Below are 17,233 nucleotides of genomic sequence, written 5' to 3'. Positions count from 1 at the left end.
GGCCAGTAAACTGTGCGCTGACGCAGAAACTCCTTCTCCTACCAGATCCAGATCCTGTTAACCAGTTCAAATATGGAGATAGATCACGGCCGCGATTGAAACTCACCTGAAGAGAAAGCTGAATAATCATTCGAAATATTGTGCAAAGCTGTGATCGGGATCCTGCGTTGGCCCGGTTCCCTTTAGGTACAATGCCCCGTTTTCCCTATTTTGGAGCAGTCATGGGGCTGGATCGGTACGTTCACACTCTGGGTAATCACATGAAGGCCCGCTATGGCCAGAAGATCCACAAGCTGACCATAGACGCCAGCTTCACCTGCCCCAACCGGGATGGCACCCTGGGCCGGGGGGGGTGCACCTTCTGTAACGTGACCTCATTCAGTGCCGAGGCTGGGCAGGGCAAAAGTGTGGCGGTGCAACTGGCGGAGGGCAAAGCCCGTCGCGGCGAGTCCAGGCGCTATATGGCCTATTTCCAGGCCTATACCTCCACCTATGATGAATATCAGGTGCTCAAGCGTCGATACGAAGAGGCGTTGGCGGTGTCTGACATTGTCGGCCTGTGCGTAGGGACCCGCCCGGACTGCGTGCCGGACTCGGTCCTGGAGCTGTTGGCCCACTACCGGGAGCAGGGAATGGAGTTGTGGTTGGAGCTGGGGCTGCAGTCCGCCCATGATGATACCCTGAAGCGGATCAACCGTGGGCACGGCTTCGAGGCATACCGGGATACGGTGGCGCGGGCCCGCGCCATGGGGTTGCAGGTGTGCACCCACCTTATTATGGGGCTGCCCGGCGAAGGACCTGAGCACGCCTTCGACACCCTGGATCGTGTGCTGGAGCTGGGCGTGGACGGGCTCAAGCTTCACCCCCTGCACGTGGTGCAAAACAGCACCATGGCCAAGCAGTATGCCGCCGGTCGCCTGCCACTGATGGATGCCGACACCTATATGGATACCGCCGCCGAGATGATTCGCCGAACGCCCGAGTCGGTGGTGTTTCACCGGGTCAGTGCCTATGCAAAGCCACCACAACTGGTCGCTCCCCAATGGTGTGGGGATAAGTGGTTGGCCTTAAACGGCATCCTGGATCGCCTCAAGCGAGATGGTGGTCAGGGCAGCGCCCTGTAAAGAGGCAATAAAAAGGCCGCAGCTGCGGCCTTGTCATTATCTGACTTCAGACTTAGGGCTGATAGCCGTTCTCCACACCCTTGCAGGTCACCGACACGGCATCGTGGGCATGCAGACTCTCCAGGTGATTGACGCGCAGCCAGAAGTCCTGGAACCGTTGCTCCTCATTGAGGGCGGTCTTCAGACGGCGGGCGGCGTCCTCCACGAACATCAGGTTCTGGCCGTTGAGGCGGGCAAACTCCTGCTCATCTTCCCGTTTAACCGCGGCCTGAACCGGGGTCGCCAGGGCACCTTCGATACGATCCACCAGGTTGACCAGAGGCAGGGCCTCCAGTTTCTCATCCAGCTTGACCCACACCTGAGCCAGACTGCGTTGGCTGTGAGGGGTGGCCACTACGCCCTGGGTGGTACCCAGCCATTGGTGCACCTCCTCGGCGGTGACGGTCTGCTGGTCGGCAAACTGATTGTTGAACGCTTCCTGAATCAACTGGCGTGCCAGCGCGGCGGAACAGGGGCAGGTGGAGGAGTAGGCGACTTCGACGCTCATCTCCAGTGACAGCTTGCCCTGGTCCAGGCTGCCCACCAGGGTCACCGGGTAGGCGCGCCAGCCACTGTTTTCAGACAACAGCGAGTTGCGACGCAGGTGATAGTCAAAACTGATCTTCACCTTGGCGCGGTCTGACAGCGCTTCGTGAGAGGAGATGAAATCGTCGAGCAGAGACTTGAGGCTGGCAAGGGTCAACTCACCGTTGAGAGACAACTGGTCCAGGGCCAGATAGAGGCGCGACATGTGGATCCCCTTGGCCTGGGGATTGGGCAGGTTCACAAAGGCCTCCACCTTTGCGGACACTGAGCGGGAGTGGCCGTCGTCGGCCTTAACCGTCAGTGGAAGTTCGATGTTGCTCATGCCCACCCAGTCCAGGGTGCCGCCCACCTGGGCTTTGGCACTGCTCGCTACATCGGGCATTGTTGTCGCCATGGACACAGACTCCGTCAATTATCTAACCCTCAAACTGCTTAAGGGCGGGATTGTAACATGGGGTGCGGCGTTCGCCGCGAAAAACTTTGGTTCTCCACTCGATTGCATCGAGCGGCTTTTTCGACCGAAACCGCCCGGCAATGCCGGGCGGTCAGGGGGGGATTGGTCCCGGTCTGGGCAGGCAATTTACCGCAGTGAGCCCAGGGATCTCAACCATGGACTTTGTGGGGCTTTGGGCAGGCTCGCGAGGGCCTGGCCGGCTTCGGCGCGATTGTTGAAGCTGCCCCACAGAACCTGATACCACCCGTTACTGAAGTGTATATGGGCATCCTTGCCCAGATTCAAGCCCTGCATCACCTGTCGGGCGCTGATTTCCTGCCGGGTTGCAGCGATCTGCCAGGTCAGATTGCCCGGAGGCTGGCTGGTGACCCAGTCGGCTTCGGCATCCGGGGAGTCCATGCCGCTGGCCCGCAGCAGCTGATGCTGTGCCTGAAGCTCTGCTGCGGGGCGCACCAGAGGCAGATCATTGGCAAAATCCTTGGGAACATCCCGCAACCCATACTGAGCCGACCGCTCCGTAGGAAAGCGGCCGCTGAGCAGCAGGTACATCGGCTTGCCGTCCCGCACAACCGGCAACTGGCTCAACGACAGGGCGGGGTAGCGCTTCTTAAGCGTGGTCAGGTCCCAGGCACGCCGGCTGGCAGCCAGTTGCAGAGTATACTCCTTGGGATCCATGGCCATCACGCCGTTGGGTACCCTTTGGGGTACCTGTGTCTTGGGAGTCGGCGGTTGAGGCTGAACCGGTGCTTGCCCCAGGCGCTGCATCAGGCTGGATTGTTCAAGGTAGCCCACCTTGATGTCCTGACGCTGATGATCCAGGGGCTTGCCGGAGATGGCCACGGGGTAGAGGGGCTCCTCCATCAGTACCCCTTGGTCGCCGATGATCGCCGGGTCAGGCTGAAGCAGGTAGTACCCGGGTTTGATGTCATCGAACCGATACTCACCCCTGGGGCCGGTGACCAGGGTGGCCAGGGGTTGACGATGGAGATCCTTAAGCACCAGGGGGATGCCTGAGAGTCCCTGATTGCTGTCACCCCGCAGCACCCGACCCTCCAGGTCCGTCAGTCGTACCAGTGGCAGATCCAGTACCACCAGCTTGCCGGTGACCGGCATCGCCTGTGCCGGACCGTCCCGCAGCACCAGATCCGAGGGCATAAACTCAGGTTCCACACCGATGCGATAGAGTTGGTTGGAGGGCACCTGAGTCAGTTTCACCAGACCGGTATCATCGCTGGGGGAGTGGGGCAGGCCGGGGGCCGTCAGCAGCGGCAGTCCCGTCAGGGGGCGATCACTGGGGTCAAAGCGGCCATTGTTGTTGATGTCTTCAAACACTCGAACCTGGATGTCAGACAGCTGAGGGCGGTAGTCCACCCCTTTCAGGCGTCCATCCTGATAGTTGAGGGCCACGGCACTGGTGGCCATCACCTGCCAGTCACCGCGGGTGTTCACTTCCCCTTCAAGGCCCAGGGTCAGCCATTGCCAGGTCAAGGCGAAGCGGTGACCCAGGCCGAATCGACTCTTGCTGTCCAGAGGGTCCCGATAGTAGAGCTGGGTCTGGTTGTTGATGCCGCGCCATGGACGCCAGCGCAGAGTGGTCAGCACCTCCCCTATCCCTTCCCCGGTCTGATAGTTCAGGTGGCCGGAGAGGTTCCAGTCCCTCATGGGGGTGTCGAACAGAAGTTGACCGCTCAGGCGCCGCGACACATCATCGAAGCGGGTGTCGTAGGCCAGATAATGGGTCAGATTGAGTCCGGATAGCTGGCCGCTGAGACGATTATCAAACAGGAAGCCGCTGCCCAATTCGGTGTCCCTGAAGGCGGTGCCAAACTGATATTGCAGGCCTGTGGCCCGGGGCAATGTCCCTTCAATTTCAAACCGGGTCGCCCGTCGCACCTGCACCAGCTCCTCTGGGGTGCTGCGACTGGATTGGAAGTCGCCAAAATCGTTGTGGGTTAACCGCAAACTGTGGTCGGTGCCCAGCAGGGTCTGCCAGCCCAGGGCAAAGGCGCTGTCGCCATCGGCCTCCATGGCGGCTTCGGCAAACCAGGTGCTGTCGGCAACATAGGCGGTGGCGCGGGTGCTGAAGTAGTCGTGGTTCTTAATGACCCCATTCTCCCGCACGCTCTGCTGGCTGTACCCCACTCCCAGGGTCAGAGTGTCGGTGAGGCCATAGTCCACCCTGGCATCATAGGCCCGTCGCAGCCCCAGGCTGGCCAGCTCTTTGTCGCTTTTGTGAGTGAACAGATTGCTGGTCTGGTCGATGTAGAAGCCGGAATAACTGACCTGCCCTGCGGCCAGGGTGGCGCCGCCGCTGTGGACTGTGCGCCTGCGGACCAGGTATTCACCATTGGGGCCAAACAGGTGCAGCTCAAACAGGTTGGAGCCCTGGACCAGGGGCAGGTTGCTGAACTGATAGTGGTTGTCCTGATCGGCGGTGGTGACCCGCATCAGGGCGCCGTTGCGATAGAGGTTGACCGACCAGCCTTCGGGGGCATTGCCCTCGATGACGGTTCGTCCGAACCTTGCCTGGTCCCGCTGCTGAGCATTGCCGAATACCACCCCCTGGCCCGTCATCTGGCCGTGGACAAGGTTGTCTCCGAAGTAGCGGACGTCCCCGACTTGGTAGCCGCCCAGTTGAAAGGGGATGAATCCGTCAAGATCCCCAAAGTCCCGGGAGATACGCAGCCGGAAGCGTTCATCCTCTCCCTGGGTGCGGCCGGCGCTGAACTCATAGGAGTGCATGGCCAGGTCGCCCTGGGCAAACAGGTTGAACATGTAGTCTTCGGTGACAAAGTCTTCACCGGCGAGGTCCGCTTCCCCCTGCAGATAGACCAGGGGCGGGGTATAGAGTTGATAGTCATGGGGATGCTGAGGGTCGAAACTGGTCTGGGTCAGATCCTTCTGCTGATTGGGATCCGCGGTGACCTGATTCAGGGTGATCGCCTGATCCACGGCGGGCATGGGGATGACCCCCGAGGCATGGACGGTTTGACGCAGATTCTGAATGTTGAGGGTCAGCGGCAGCAGCTGCTGGACAAATTCCGGTGTCAGGTAGATATCCAGGTTGTCCCGTCCCCAGACCATCTCAGGATTCACGGTGATCTGCTTGAGCCCCCGCCTGGCTTTGTCCCGGTTGAGGTCCAGCATCAGGTTGGCGTTCTCGCCCTGAATCCAGCCTGAGGCGGTCAGCGCCTGGGGGTCCACCTTGACGTCGATGCCCAGTGCCGCCGCCAGCCCCTGAAGGGGCAACAGCAGTTTTCCCCGATAGAGATAGACGGGCAGCTGATCGGTCAGCTGGACGCCTCTGGCGTGAAGGGTGAATGGCCGAAGATTCTGGTTGGGAAGGTCTATCTCCTGGGTGAAGGCGCAGGCGCTGTAACAACTCAACAACCCTGACAGAACTAGGCTAACAACTCGCATCAAACCAACTACGTTCGGTATATAACTGCCGGCGATGATAGCACCATTCATTCAGATTCATGGTTGTAAAACCAATAATTTACAATGGTTAAATTGCCCTGCTGTGATAACCTGTTTCTCTTAGGATGTGATGAGTTAGATGGAGTGTACGCATGACGGACGCAAGTACCGCTTCGCTGGATCTGCAGACCCTGGATGCCTATTGTGCTGCCATTGGCGCAGCGACCCTGCTAAAGAGTGTGGTGGTGTTTGAGCAGATGGCGCCTGAGTACCTGCAAACCATGGCAGCCGCCATGCAGAGCAAGGACAAGCCTCTGTTGTGCAGTGAAGCCCACAAGTTGAAGGGGGCCGCAGGCTCTGTGGGGTTGAAACGTATCCAGGAGTTGTCTCAGCAGCTTCAATGTGGCGATCTGCCCCAGTGGCAGGAGGGCCATGAGCAGTGGTATCAGCAGATTGAGCGGCACCTGGAAGAGGATGTGGCCAGTCTCAAGCAGTACCTGAGCCAACGAAGCTAAGTTGAAATAAAAAAAGCCGCTGAAAAGCGGCTTTTTTTATGGCTGGGCCTTACTGGTTTTCCAGCTGGCCACAGAAGCGGTAACCTTCGCCGTGAATGGTGGCGATGATCTCCGGAGTCTCTGGGTGACTCTCGAAGTGCTTGCGGATACGACGGATGGTCACATCCACAGTGCGGTCGTGGGGCTTGAGCTCACGGCCGGTCATCTTCATCAGCAGGTCCGCACGGGAGAGGATCTTGCCTGGGTTCTCAACGAAGTGCAGCATGGCGCGGAACTCGCTGCGAGGCAGCTTGAAGGGCTCGCCACTGGGGCTGACCAGAGAGCGGCTGTTGATCTCCAGGGACCAGCCATTGAACAGGTAGTGTTCCACCTGAGGCTTCTCTTCCGGTGCCTTGCTGGAACTGACGATACGGTTCAGCAGGTTGCGGGCGCGGATGGTCAGCTCCCGTGGGTTGAATGGCTTGGTGATGTAGTCGTCAGCACCGATCTCCAGGCCGAGAATCTTATCAACTTCGTTGTCACGACCGGTGAGGAACATCAGGGCGATGTTGTTGTTCTCACGCAGCTCGCGAGCCAGCAGCAGACCGTTCTTACCTGGCAGGTTGATGTCCATGATCACCAGGTTGACCTTGTGTGCCTTGAGCACATCGTGCATCTCGTCGCCATCTACGGCCTCGGATACCAGGTATCCCTCTGCTTCAAAAATACTTTTCAGTGTGTTTCGAGTGACGGCTTCGTCCTCGACAATCAAGATATGTGGATTTTGCATGATCAGCTACCTAAAGCCCATTTTAAACCAACCGTCCTGAACAGAGTCACTCTCCATTCGGGACAAGAATGCCTATGCAAATTCCTTTTCGGCGTGTAATAGCCCGATGCGCCAGCATTGGGGGAGCAGGACGAATTGGGATTCGCTCTGTTCATTTGAAGTGCCCAAAATACCGTATTTTGGCTCAAATGTTATCCGCAAATGTTAACAGAATCCGGTTTCTGCCGATTGTGTCACACTTTATGAAACTCACGGATGATTTTTGTTTCGGTCTGTAAGCCCGTACGCCTAAAGGTGTCTGTAATGATAGACGAATTACAGTATTGTGCCCCGGCGGTAACAGCCCCGGGGCGGGATGGGCCCGTTAAAACTGTGACCCGGCCTCCCGTAACGGGAGGGTAAGGGGTACATTACTTACTCAATCGTTTGACATTAAAACTGCATTAAGGTTTAGTGTCTGCAACCCTTTAGGTTTAGTTTTAACCAGACTCCCTGTCTGCAAGCTGAACCCAGGGCCAGAAGAGGTGCACTGCCCAGGCAGTTCCGCAGAGAGGGTCGGTCCTCTAAGACACGGAATCAGGGGGAGCAGTGCCGAGAGGGAGCCGGCGGCCGATCGCCGCTCCTTCGGTCGATGGGGCTGAATCCCCATGACTGTCACCGTAAGATGTGGTGGAGAGCTTCTGGTCGCTTACGCCGTACCCTGCGTGTTGTCGATCCGGACTCTTCGAACAGTGATACAGGTTCGAAGTCATGAATAATCCTATACCTACCTTAACCGTCGCCAAGTTCGGCGGTACCTCAGTGGCCGATTTGACGGCACTGAACCATTGCGCCGACATCATCCAGTCGGACCCTTCTGTACGCCTGGTGGTGGTCAGTGCCGCCGCCGGCGTGACCAACCGCCTGGTGGAGCTGGCCTCCGGCAGCCTGGACGAACCCCGCCGACAGCTGCTGCTGAGAGAGGTGGCCGCCATCGAGTACGCCATGCTCGATCGTCTGGACAATCCCGCCACCATCGCCGCCGAGCTCGATGGCTACCTGACCGAGATGGACAGGCTGTCCGGATCCTTGAGCGACCAGCCCGGCTGCGCCGAGTCGATGGACAGGCTGCTCTCCATGGGGGAGCGCTGCTCTTCGCTGATGATGACCCAACTGCTCAGTCAGCGCGGCGTGCCCGCCCGCAACTTCGATGCCTGCCAGGTGATGCGCACCGATGACCACTTTGGCCGTGCCACCCCGGAGATTGGTGCCATAGGCCGCTTGGCCCGGGAGCGGCTGGCTCCTCTGCTGGAGTCCCAGGTGGTGGTGACCCAGGGATTCATCGGCAGCGACAACGGCGGACGGGTGACCACCCTGGGGCGGGGCGGTTCGGATTTCAGCGCCGCCCTGATGGCGGAAGGACTGGGGGCGCAGACCTTGGCGATCTGGACCGATGTGGATGGCATCTACAGCTGTGATCCCAGGGTGGTGTCGGACGCCCGCCCCATTGAGGAGCTGAGCTTTAATGAAGCGGCGGAGATGGCCACCTTTGGTTCCAAGGTGCTCCATCCGGCCACCATACTGCCGGCGGTGCGCAGTGGCACTTCGGTGTTCGTCGGGTCGACCCGTGCGCCGGAGCAGGGCGGCACCTGGATTCGCAACCGCTGCGACAGCAAACCGGTGTTCCGTGCCCTGAGCCTGAGGCGCCAGCAAACTCTGCTGACCTGCCACAGCCTCAACATGCTCCATGCCCAGGGATTCCTGGCGGAGCTGTTTGCCATACTCGCCCGCCACCGCATCTCGGTGGATCTGATCACCACTTCCGAGGTTTCCGTGGCCCTGACCCTGGATCAGACTGGGTCGGACTCCAGCGGCCGTGCACTGATCTCCGACGCACTGCTGGAGGAGCTCTCCCCCCTGTGTCGGGTGGAGGTGGAGCAGGATCTGGCTCTGGTGGCGGTGATCGGCAACCACATCGCCCACACCGCTGGTATCGGCCTCAAGGTGCTGGAGGCGATGTCCGGCAGCAATGTGCGGATGATCTGTCAGGGCGCCAGTGCCCACAACCTCTGTTTCCTGGTGAAGGGGGAGGAGGGGGAAGCGGTGGTCAGGCGGTTGCACCAGAGCCTGCTGCCGGCCTAGGCGCGGATCAGAGATTAAAAAGGGGAGCCAGTTGGCTCCCCTTTTCAGATCAGGCTTGGTTTAAGCCAGCTTGCGGCGACGCAGCAGCGCCAGGCCCGAGAGGGCCAGGGCCAGGAAGCCGAAGCTGGAGGAGTCGCTGTCTCCACCCTGGGCCTTGGTCATGGTGATCACCACTTCGCCCTTGTTGCTTTCCAGCTCTCCGTCGCTGGCCACCACGCTGAAGGTGGCTTGTTTGCCGGCGCCGTCAGCGGGCAGGGTGAACTGGACACGGCCGCCATTGGTGCTGAAGGAGACGGCGTCACCACCGGTCTGCTCAACGCTCCAGCCGAGGCTGTCACCGTCCACGTCACTGCTGATGCTGCTCAGCTCCAGGAACAGGTTGGTGCGGGCGGCACCGGAAAGCTCGGTGGTCTCGGCAACCACGGGAGCGTCGTTGACAGCGGCAACGCTGAGCATCACCTTGGCTTCACCCGCAGGCAGGTCACCATCGGTCAGGGTGTAGCTGAAGCTGTCACTGCCGTTGAAGTCCTTGTTGGGGGTGTAGGTGAAGGTACCGTCGTCCGCCAGAGCCAGGGTGCCGTTGGCAGGCTCAGACTTGATGGTTGGGGTCAGGTCGGTGGTGCTCTCGACGCTGAACTGACGAACGGCCATCTGCTCGATGCCACCGGCGGCAGCGGTCAGCTCAACCACCTTGGTGGCGCTGTCGCTGTCGTTGTCGGTCACGGTGAACTCCATGGCGACGTCTTCGGTCACGGCGATGCTGTCATCGGCGGCGGCACCGGTCTCATCCAGCATCAGATCGAAGCTGAAGTCGATGTTGCCACCGGCCAGGCCGGAGACGTTGTACAGATCGTCGGCCGCTGGGGTGGTGCCAGCACCATCGAAGTGCAGGTTCACACCGGCGGAGGCGTTGCTGTTCTCGGCGCCGATGGTCAGACTCGCTGGCAGGCTGTCCACCTTGAGGTACTGATAGAACACCCCTTCGTCCTCGGTCAGGCTGATCCACACCTGGAAGGTGTAGCTGTTGTCGGAGCTGTCGCCGTAAACCTTGGCGTCGGCCCACTCAACCACCAGCCAGTCGGGGCCGGAGGCACCCACTATGTTCCAGTAGACGTTACCGCCACCGGTGGTGTCGGCATCGCCACCGTTCAGATCAAGGTCGGTCCAGAAGGGCGCCAGGATGTTGTTCGGTTGGTTGGCGTCGGGCAGCTGGCGGTTCAGCCAGGTCCCCGAAGTGTTGCCACCGCCGACCAACACGATGCCGTTGGTGGACACGGTCACATAGTCGTACTCCTGGCCCAGGTACTTGAACTTCAGGTCGGCGACCGACAGATCCAGGCTGAAGGCGGACTCATCACAGAGACCGGAACAGGCGGCCGGGCGGCCCGCGGCGCTGGGGCTGTAGCCCAGGCTGGCGTCGATCTTGTTGATCAGCACCTGGGGCTTGCCCAGGTTGCCGGCCCAGGTGATGGTGCCGTTGTCTTCATCCACGTTGTAGCTGGTGGTGGCGGCGCGGGCGCCGGCCAGCTTGGCGGAATCCTCGACCATGGAGGTGCCCTGAGGCAGTTTGGCGGTGATGGTCACCAGCTGGTCTTCGCTGAAGTCGGCGTTTTCGAAGTGAGTATCGATGCTCACCGACTGATCCGAGGTGGTGCCGTCGGCGGTCACGGCGATGTTGCTGCCGGTGGCGTCCATGTTGTGGATCACCAGAGGCAGGTGGGCCTGATCGTCGTTGATGCGCACCTGGCCAAACAGCCAGTCGCCCTGCTGGGCCAGACTGCCGTTGACGGTGAAACCGATCTTGGCACTGCCACCGCCGGCCAGGGTGATGGCGTCCACGTCGAAGTCGATGTCGGCACCGCTGAGAGCGCCACTGAGGTAGTAGGTCTTCTCGTCGCTGCCCGCCTCACGCTTGTCATAGAGGTGGAACTCGAATTCACACTGCTTCACACAGGCGGCATCCACCAGGGAGGGCTTGGAGAAGGTGATCTCGGCCTGGATGGCGTTGGCCACTTCCAGGCGACCGGCACCGGCGTCGAAGGCGTCGGCGGTGGTCACGGCATCATCTTTGCGCAGGTCGGAGTCCTTGGTGGAGGAGGTCAGGGCGGTCTTGATGTCCACCGCGGACCAGTCAGGATGGGCCTGTTTCATCAGGGCGGCGGCGCCGGCCACATGGGGGCTGGCCATGGAGGTACCACTGATGGCGGCAAAGGTGGCGCCGTCGCTGCCCGGGTCATCCGGCGACCAGGCGGACAGAATGTCGGTGCCCGGGGCGGCCAGATCCGGCTTGAGGATGCTGGAGTCACCATTGGGGCCGCGGGAGGAGGTGCCGGACTGGATGTCGGCGTAGTCGGCGTTGACCAGGGCCTGGATGCCCTGACCGACGGTCAGGCTGATGGCGCTGTCGCCGGCGTCTTCGATGGCGGCCACCACGGCTTCACCGTCGGCCTGATCGATCATTACCGCAGGGATGGTGCCATCGTCCATGGACATGGTGATGGGCTGGCCGGCGCGATTGTTGTACACCACCAGGCCGGTGGCGCCAGCGGCGGCGGCGTTGGTCGCCTTGTCGCTGAAGGCGCAGCCACCGCGGCTGATGACGGCGATGGAGCCCTTAAAGGCGTCGGCGTCGAAGGGGGTGCAACCCTCGACGTTGTCTGCGTCCACATGAACTGCCGCCTTGGCGGGACCGGTCAGGTCACCGTCCAGGTCCGCCAGGCGGGCCGCGCCGGTACCCTCGATAGACACCGCGTTGCTGACGGAGCCGATGGACACGGGATTGGCGAAGAAGCGGCCGTGGGTAAAGTTGGCCACGGACAGGCCGGACTCGATGCAGGAGGGGCAACCGATGGACTGGGCGCCCTGGGTACCGCTGTTACCGGCAGAGGTAGAGACCAAGATGCCGGCAGCTTCCGCCGCTTCGAACGCTTCCACATAGGGGCTGAAAGCCGGGTTGGAGCCGGCGCCGCCGCCCCAGGAGTTGTTGATGACGTCGGCGCCATCTTTAACGGCCATCTCCAGGGCTTCCAACAGCATGATGTTGGAGCCTGAGCCACCATGGATGTCGTCGGCGGGAGCAAACAGGGCCTTATACACCATCAGGTATGCGCCAGGGGCCACACCGGAGATCTCGGTGTCGACACCGGAATAGCTGGCGCTGATGACGTTACCCACGGCGGTGCCCGCAACGTGGGTGCCGTGACCGCCGTAGCCCAGGGGGCTCATATGCTCATCCGGCGCTACAGCGAAGGTGGGGGTGGAGTAACGGGCAACGATCAGCTTGTTGTTGCAGAAATCCTCGGCGGTGGCGCAGTAGTCGTCCTCGGGACGGTCCCACTCCAGCTCATCGAAGTTGGCCCCGGAGAACATCGGGTGTTCCGGGCGGATACCGGAATCGATGATGGCCACCTTGATCCCCTTGCCGGCCTCGGACACGCCGCCCATCAGCTCCCAGGCTTGCGGGGCATGGATCAGGGCGCGAGAGGTGTCCATCTGGGTGGTGTAGATGGCGTGGTCATAGACGGCGGCAACACCGGGCAGCGCCAGCAGCTTCTGCTTGGTCAGGCCCTGGCCGGAGACGCTGACGCCGTTGAACAGGGTGTCAAACTGACGCTCCACCTTGGCACCTATGCTGGCGGCCTGCTGGGCAAAGCCCTGACGTTTCTGCTTCAGATAGCCAGCGTAATCCTGCACCTTGGGGCTGGAGAGGTTCAGTTTGTTGCGCTTGTCACGGATGGCGTCGGTGGCGACAAAGCCGGCCACACCACCTGAGTAGGTGGCGATGGGGGCATCGTTCAGTTTAACCAGGAAGCGGGGCTGTTGCTCCTGGGTATAGTTGCGTTGTGCCGGTGCATAAAAATTCTCAATCGGCGCTTCGAGAGATATTCCCTGATCCCTGAAGTCCGTGGCGAGGGCTGACCCTGAGGCGAGTAGGGCGCCCACTGTGATCGCTATACGAGTTTTCATTCTTGTTGATTCCCTGATTTTATTAGGTTTGGCTAGTTAACTTCCTAAAGCCTTTCGTCTTTTTAGACGAATCGTACCTTGTATCAGGAGTCGCTGGTGAATGCGAATGGTCTCGTCAGACAAATCTTCTGTGATTCTGTTTCTTTGCAGAATGTTGATCGGATGTTTATGGCGTTATCTGGCGGTGAATGGGCTGCTGAAGCGAAAGCAGGGTCTCAGTTGACTGAATTTGTTCAATACTTTGAATTTTATGCACTAATAGCTCGTGAAGTGCATCAATGTTGTGGGTCAGGATCTTGGTGAAGATGCTGTAGTGGCCTGTGGTGTAGTAGGCTTCCACAACCTGGGGCAGGGCCAATAACTTTTCCAATACCGCCGGATAGTCACCTGCGGCTTTGAGGTTGATGCCGATAAAGCAGCACACCTGATACCCCAGCTTCTTAGGGTTCACCACCACCTGGGCGGAGGTGATGATCCCCGCCTGTTTCATCTTCTCTACCCGCACATGAATGGTACCCGGACTGACGCCGTTTCGCTTGGCCAGTTCCGCATAGGGGGTACGGGCATCCTCCTGCAGGGTGCACAGGATGGCTCTGTCCAGATTATCGATTCGATACTCTTCGTTCATTTTTTTGCCTCTCAATTAGCGAATCCTCAATATATCCTCAATAAATTAATGAATCAAAGAGGCTCTTGGTTTATTTGGTGGTGAATATTGAATTTGTCGGTGGGTTTAGTGAACAATCCTCTTCCAGATAAGCCAAAGATTGAGGATCGGACAATGAAACACAGCTACATCGAGACCCAGCAACAGATCGCCTTTGTGAAAGAGACCTTTGGTCAGCAGCTGAGTCGTCGCCTCAATCTTCTGGAGGTGCAGGCACCGCTGCTGTCCGAAGTGGGCAGCGGCCTGCAGGATGGGCTGTCTGGCCATGAAAAAGCGGTGCAGGTCCAGGTTAAAGCCATGCCGGAGCGCGGCTTCGAGGTAGTGCACTCCCTGGCAAAATGGAAGCGGGCAACTCTGGGGCGTTATGGTTTCGGCGCCGGCGAAGGCGTCGTGGCACAGATGAAGGCGCTGCGCCCTGATGAGGATACCCTGGGACCCAAGCACTCGGTGTTTGTGGATCAATGGGACTGGGAGCAGGTCTTGGGTGGCGGTGAGCGTACCCTGGAGGGGCTGACCACCCGGGTGGAGGCGATCTACCAGGCTTTGCGTGATACTGAGGCGGCGGTGGCTGCGCGCTTCGGCTTGCCTGCCATCCTGCCTGAAACCATCAGCTTCGTTCATGCCGAAGCGCTGCGCAGCCGCTTCCCAGACCTCTGTGCCAAGGAGCGGGAAAAGCAGATCTGCCGGGAGAAAGGAGCGGTGTTCCTGATCGGCATCGGCGCCGAGCTGGGCGATGGTCAGGCTCATGACTGCCGTGCCCCCGACTACGATGACTGGAGCAGCGAGTCTGAGCTGGGCAAGGGGCTCAACGGCGATATCCTGGTGTGGAACCCGGTGCTGGAGGACGCCTTCGAACTCTCCTCCATGGGGATTCGGGTGGATGCTGAAGCACTGGCCAGACAGATGCAGCTGGCGGACAAGGCTCAGGAGCTGGAGCAGCCCTGGCATAAGGCTTTGTTGGCGGGCGAGCTACCCCAGACCATAGGCGGCGGCATCGGCCAATCGCGGCTGACCATGTTCCTGTTGGGGATGAGTCACATCGGTCAGGTGCAGTGCGGTGTGTGGCAGGAGGCCTGCCCCAGCCATTTGTAACGCTGAGAAACTAAAGCAAAAGGGGCCCGGGCGGCCCCTTTTTCATGGTTGCGGATCAGTCGAAGGGGAGAGGGGCTTCGAAGGTCATCGGTGTATTGCTGTCGGGGTGATTGATGGTCAGGCGGCTGGCGTGCAGCTGCAGCCGGTCTGCTTTATTCAGGGCATCGCCCTCTGCATAGAAACGGTCGCCACAAATAGGGTGACCCAGGGCCAGCATGTGCACCCTGAGCTGGTGCGAGCGACCGGTGATGGGGGTCAGTTCCACCAGGGCGCTGTCATCACTTTGGTTGATCACTTTATACAGGGTCTGGGAAGGCTTGCCCTGCAGATGGCACACCATCTGCTTGGGACGGTTGGGCCAGTCGCAGATCAGCGGCAGATCCACTTCGCCCTGGGTGGGCGGAGTGCCCCACACCCGGGCGTGGTAGGTCTTACTGGTCTCCCGGTCGCGGAACTGACGCTTGAGCTCCCGCTCGGCCTCCTTATTGAGGGCAAACACCATCACGCCCGAGGTATCCATATCCAGCCGGTGCACCACCTGGGCCTGGGGGTGTTGGCTCAGCACCCGGGCATAGCTGGAGTCATGGTGGGCCGGATCCCGCCCCGGCACCGACAGCAGTCCGCTGGGCTTATCCACCACCAGGATGTCTCTGTCCTGATGAAGGATGACCAGAAAGGGGTCGGTGGGTGGCTGGTAATCCATGGGTTTCATGCTGCTGCTCTCATACTGCTGGGTTAGGGCCGTTGTTTTCGGATGACAGTGTGAGCCGATGAGATCGTGAGATCTTCGTGCTCCCTGGTGTTCGGGCGCTCACCATACTGTCAGACAGGCGGTGATGCAAGCCCATAAAAAAAGGGTCCCGAGGGACCCTTTAGCTTAGAATCGGCGTGTGTCTCAGGCAGATTCCAGAGACTCGATGTCGGCAGGCAGAGGCTTCTTGCCAATGACGCCTACCACCAGGCCAGCAATCACCAGGGCCAGCACCACACCTGCGGCGGTGGAGACGGTCATGGAGAGACCGAAGCCCAGGGTGGGGTTGTTCAGGATGAAGGTGATTACCACGGTAGTCATGAAGGTGGCCGGTACGGTGCAGATCCAGTGCAGACGGTTGGCACGGGCCAGGTAAGCCGTCGCGGTCCACAGCATGATGACAGCGGTAGACTGGTTGGCGAAGCCGAAGTAACGCCAGATTACACCGAAGTCGACCTGAGTGAGGATGGCACCGATGGCAAACAGTGGCACAGCAATCATCAGACGCTTGGGTAGTTGTTTCTGAGGCAGTTTGATGAACTCGGCCAGAATCAGACGGGCAGAGCGGAACGCGGTGTCACCGGAGGTGATGGGCAGTACCACCACACCCAGGATAGCCAGCACGCCACCCAGGGCACCCAACAGACCGGTAGAGGCTTCGAAGACCACGTTGGAGGGACCACCGTTGGCCAGGGCAGCCTGCAGGCCTTCAACACCGTGGAAGAAGGAGAGGGCCAGGGCACACCAGATCAGGGCGATGATGCCTTCGCCAATCATGGCTCCGTAGAAGACAAAGCGACCGTTCTTCTCGTTTTCCATGCAGCGGGCCATCAGAGGAGACTGAGTGGCGTGGAAGCCGGAGATGGCGCCACAGGCAATGGTGATGAACAGGGCTGGCCAGATGGGCTTGTCAGCAGGGTTCAGGTTGGTCAGCAGGTCGCCAGCGGTCACGCCAGGCAGCATGGAGTGGTCAGCAGAGACCATGATGGCGATGGTCAGGCCAACAGACATGAACAGCAGCAGGGCGCCGAAGAAGGGGTAGAGGCGGCCGATGATCTTGTCAACGGGAACCAGGGTGGCGATCAGGTAGTAACCGAAGATGATGGCCAGCAGCAGAGTCTTATCCCAGCCGCTCAGCTTCACCAGCAGGCCCGCAGGGGCAGATACAAACACCACACCCACCAGAATCAGCAGCACCAGGGCGAAGATGTTCATGAAGTGCTTGGCGTTCTTGCCCAGGTAGCGACCGGCCAGGTTGGGCACGGAGGCTCCGCCGTTACGTACGGAGAGCATGCCAGAGAAGTAGTCGTGTACCGCACCGGCAAAGATACAGCCGATGACGATCCATACCATGGCCGCGGGGCCGTACATGGCACCGAGAATCGGGCCGAAGATGGGGCCAACACCGGCGATGTTCAGCAGCTGAACCAGGTAGACCTTGCGCTTGGACATGGGAACATAGTCCACGCCATCGGTCAGGGTGTGAGCAGGAGTGGTGCGCTCGGGCTTAATGCCGAACACCTTTTCGACGAATGCGCCGTAGATAAAATAGCCGCCTATGAGCAGGCCAACAGCTAGTAGAAACCAAGTCATTTTTTCATCCCCTCTTTTTGAGTGGTTCCATTTTACTGAACTGAATTTCTAGTCGGTGAGAGGATTGGTTAAGCGGTCGTCAGCGCAGTTAAGCGGTCGATATGACCGGTTAACGGAAAAGAGAGGTAATGGAGATGTGATGAGAGTGTGATCAAGGTCATGGGCTCTGGGGGAGC

Annotated in this window: 11 protein-coding genes and 1 riboswitch; of the genes, 4 read left to right on the top strand and 7 right to left on the bottom strand. The window is 60.0% G+C overall.

Translation table 11 applies throughout. The features are described 5' to 3' along the window. Positions 1-221 precede the first annotated feature (221 nt). The gene (gene mnmL / locus G505_RS0118965; RefSeq protein ID WP_028110969.1) at positions 222-1,124 is read left to right on the top strand and encodes a tRNA modification radical SAM protein MnmL/YtqA; all 903 of its coding nucleotides are present in this window, start codon (positions 222-224) and stop codon (positions 1,122-1,124) included. A 52-nt stretch (positions 1,125-1,176) separates the two neighbouring features. Here mnmL and folE2 read toward each other — a convergent pair whose 3' ends face one another. Both folE2 and G505_RS0118955 read right to left on the bottom strand, forming a co-directional pair. Then, positions 1,177-2,103 carry a GTP cyclohydrolase FolE2 gene (folE2, locus tag G505_RS0118960; protein WP_028110968.1) on the bottom strand — a complete coding sequence of 309 codons (927 nt, stop codon included), beginning with the start codon at positions 2,101-2,103 and terminating at the stop codon, positions 1,177-1,179. 186 nt (positions 2,104-2,289) lie between these two features. Beyond that, on the bottom strand, positions 2,290-5,550 hold the full coding sequence (locus G505_RS0118955; protein ID WP_028110967.1) for an SPOR domain-containing protein: 3,261 nt from the start codon (positions 5,548-5,550) through the stop codon (positions 2,290-2,292). Positions 5,551-5,735: 185 nt separating this feature from the next. Between G505_RS0118955 and G505_RS0118950 the strand changes: the two genes are divergently transcribed. Next, the gene (locus G505_RS0118950) at positions 5,736-6,098 is read left to right on the top strand and encodes an Hpt domain-containing protein (protein WP_028110966.1); all 363 of its coding nucleotides are present in this window, start codon (positions 5,736-5,738) and stop codon (positions 6,096-6,098) included. A gap of 49 nt (positions 6,099-6,147) precedes the next feature. On the opposite strand, the gene arcA is transcribed toward G505_RS0118950, so the two are convergent. Continuing rightward, on the bottom strand, positions 6,148-6,867 hold the full coding sequence (arcA, locus tag G505_RS0118945; RefSeq protein WP_028110965.1) for a two-component system response regulator ArcA: 720 nt from the start codon (positions 6,865-6,867) through the stop codon (positions 6,148-6,150). A 511-nt stretch (positions 6,868-7,378) separates the two neighbouring features. Further along, positions 7,379-7,555: riboswitch (Lysine riboswitch) on the top strand. Positions 7,556-7,617: 62 nt separating this feature from the next. Between arcA and lysC the strand changes: the two genes are divergently transcribed. Further along, positions 7,618-8,988 carry a lysine-sensitive aspartokinase 3 gene (lysC, locus tag G505_RS0118940; protein WP_028110964.1) on the top strand — a complete coding sequence of 457 codons (1,371 nt, stop codon included), beginning with the start codon at positions 7,618-7,620 and terminating at the stop codon, positions 8,986-8,988. A gap of 60 nt (positions 8,989-9,048) precedes the next feature. Here the strand turns inward: lysC and G505_RS0118935 are convergent, their stop codons facing one another. Next, on the bottom strand, positions 9,049-12,954 hold the full coding sequence (locus G505_RS0118935) for a S8 family serine peptidase (protein WP_028110963.1): 3,906 nt from the start codon (positions 12,952-12,954) through the stop codon (positions 9,049-9,051). 166 nt (positions 12,955-13,120) lie between these two features. Continuing rightward, positions 13,121-13,582, bottom strand: coding sequence for a transcriptional regulator AsnC (asnC, locus tag G505_RS0118930; protein WP_028110962.1), 462 nt, complete (start codon positions 13,580-13,582; stop codon positions 13,121-13,123). A 153-nt stretch (positions 13,583-13,735) separates the two neighbouring features. Between asnC and asnA the strand changes: the two genes are divergently transcribed. Next, positions 13,736-14,713: an aspartate--ammonia ligase gene (gene asnA / locus G505_RS0118925; protein ID WP_028110961.1), complete on the top strand. Its 978-nt coding sequence runs from the start codon at positions 13,736-13,738 to the stop codon at positions 14,711-14,713. Positions 14,714-14,768: 55 nt separating this feature from the next. Here the strand turns inward: asnA and rluA are convergent, their stop codons facing one another. After that, complete coding sequence (gene rluA, locus G505_RS0118920) at positions 14,769-15,425, bottom strand: bifunctional tRNA pseudouridine(32) synthase/23S rRNA pseudouridine(746) synthase RluA (protein ID WP_028110960.1); 657 nt, start codon at positions 15,423-15,425, stop codon at positions 14,769-14,771. 183 nt (positions 15,426-15,608) lie between these two features. Beyond that, the gene (locus G505_RS0118915; protein ID WP_028110959.1) at positions 15,609-17,057 is read right to left on the bottom strand and encodes a carbon starvation CstA family protein; all 1,449 of its coding nucleotides are present in this window, start codon (positions 17,055-17,057) and stop codon (positions 15,609-15,611) included. Between the last annotated feature and the right edge of the window lie 176 nt (positions 17,058-17,233).

The sequence above is a fragment of the Ferrimonas futtsuensis DSM 18154 genome, from assembly GCF_000422645.1.
Lineage (GTDB): Bacteria > Pseudomonadota > Gammaproteobacteria > Enterobacterales > Shewanellaceae > Ferrimonas > Ferrimonas futtsuensis.
The sequence above is the reverse complement of the archived record's forward strand: the minus strand, read 5'-3'. Positions and strand labels throughout refer to the sequence as shown.

Coding starts and splice junctions, on each gene's coding strand:
- mnmL (WP_028110969.1), top strand. CDS start 222: ATGGGGCTGGATCGGTACGTTCACACTCTGGGTAATCACATGAAGGCC.
- rluA (WP_028110960.1), bottom strand. CDS start 15,425: ATGAAACCCATGGATTACCAGCCACCCACCGACCCCTTTCTGGTCATC.
- G505_RS0118950 (WP_028110966.1), top strand. CDS start 5,736: ATGACGGACGCAAGTACCGCTTCGCTGGATCTGCAGACCCTGGATGCC.
- folE2 (WP_028110968.1), bottom strand. CDS start 2,103: ATGGCGACAACAATGCCCGATGTAGCGAGCAGTGCCAAAGCCCAGGTG.
- asnA (WP_028110961.1), top strand. CDS start 13,736: ATGAAACACAGCTACATCGAGACCCAGCAACAGATCGCCTTTGTGAAA.
- lysC (WP_028110964.1), top strand. CDS start 7,618: ATGAATAATCCTATACCTACCTTAACCGTCGCCAAGTTCGGCGGTACC.
- G505_RS0118935 (WP_028110963.1), bottom strand. CDS start 12,954: ATGAAAACTCGTATAGCGATCACAGTGGGCGCCCTACTCGCCTCAGGG.
- arcA (WP_028110965.1), bottom strand. CDS start 6,867: ATGCAAAATCCACATATCTTGATTGTCGAGGACGAAGCCGTCACTCGA.
- G505_RS0118915 (WP_028110959.1), bottom strand. CDS start 17,057: ATGACTTGGTTTCTACTAGCTGTTGGCCTGCTCATAGGCGGCTATTTT.
- asnC (WP_028110962.1), bottom strand. CDS start 13,582: ATGAACGAAGAGTATCGAATCGATAATCTGGACAGAGCCATCCTGTGC.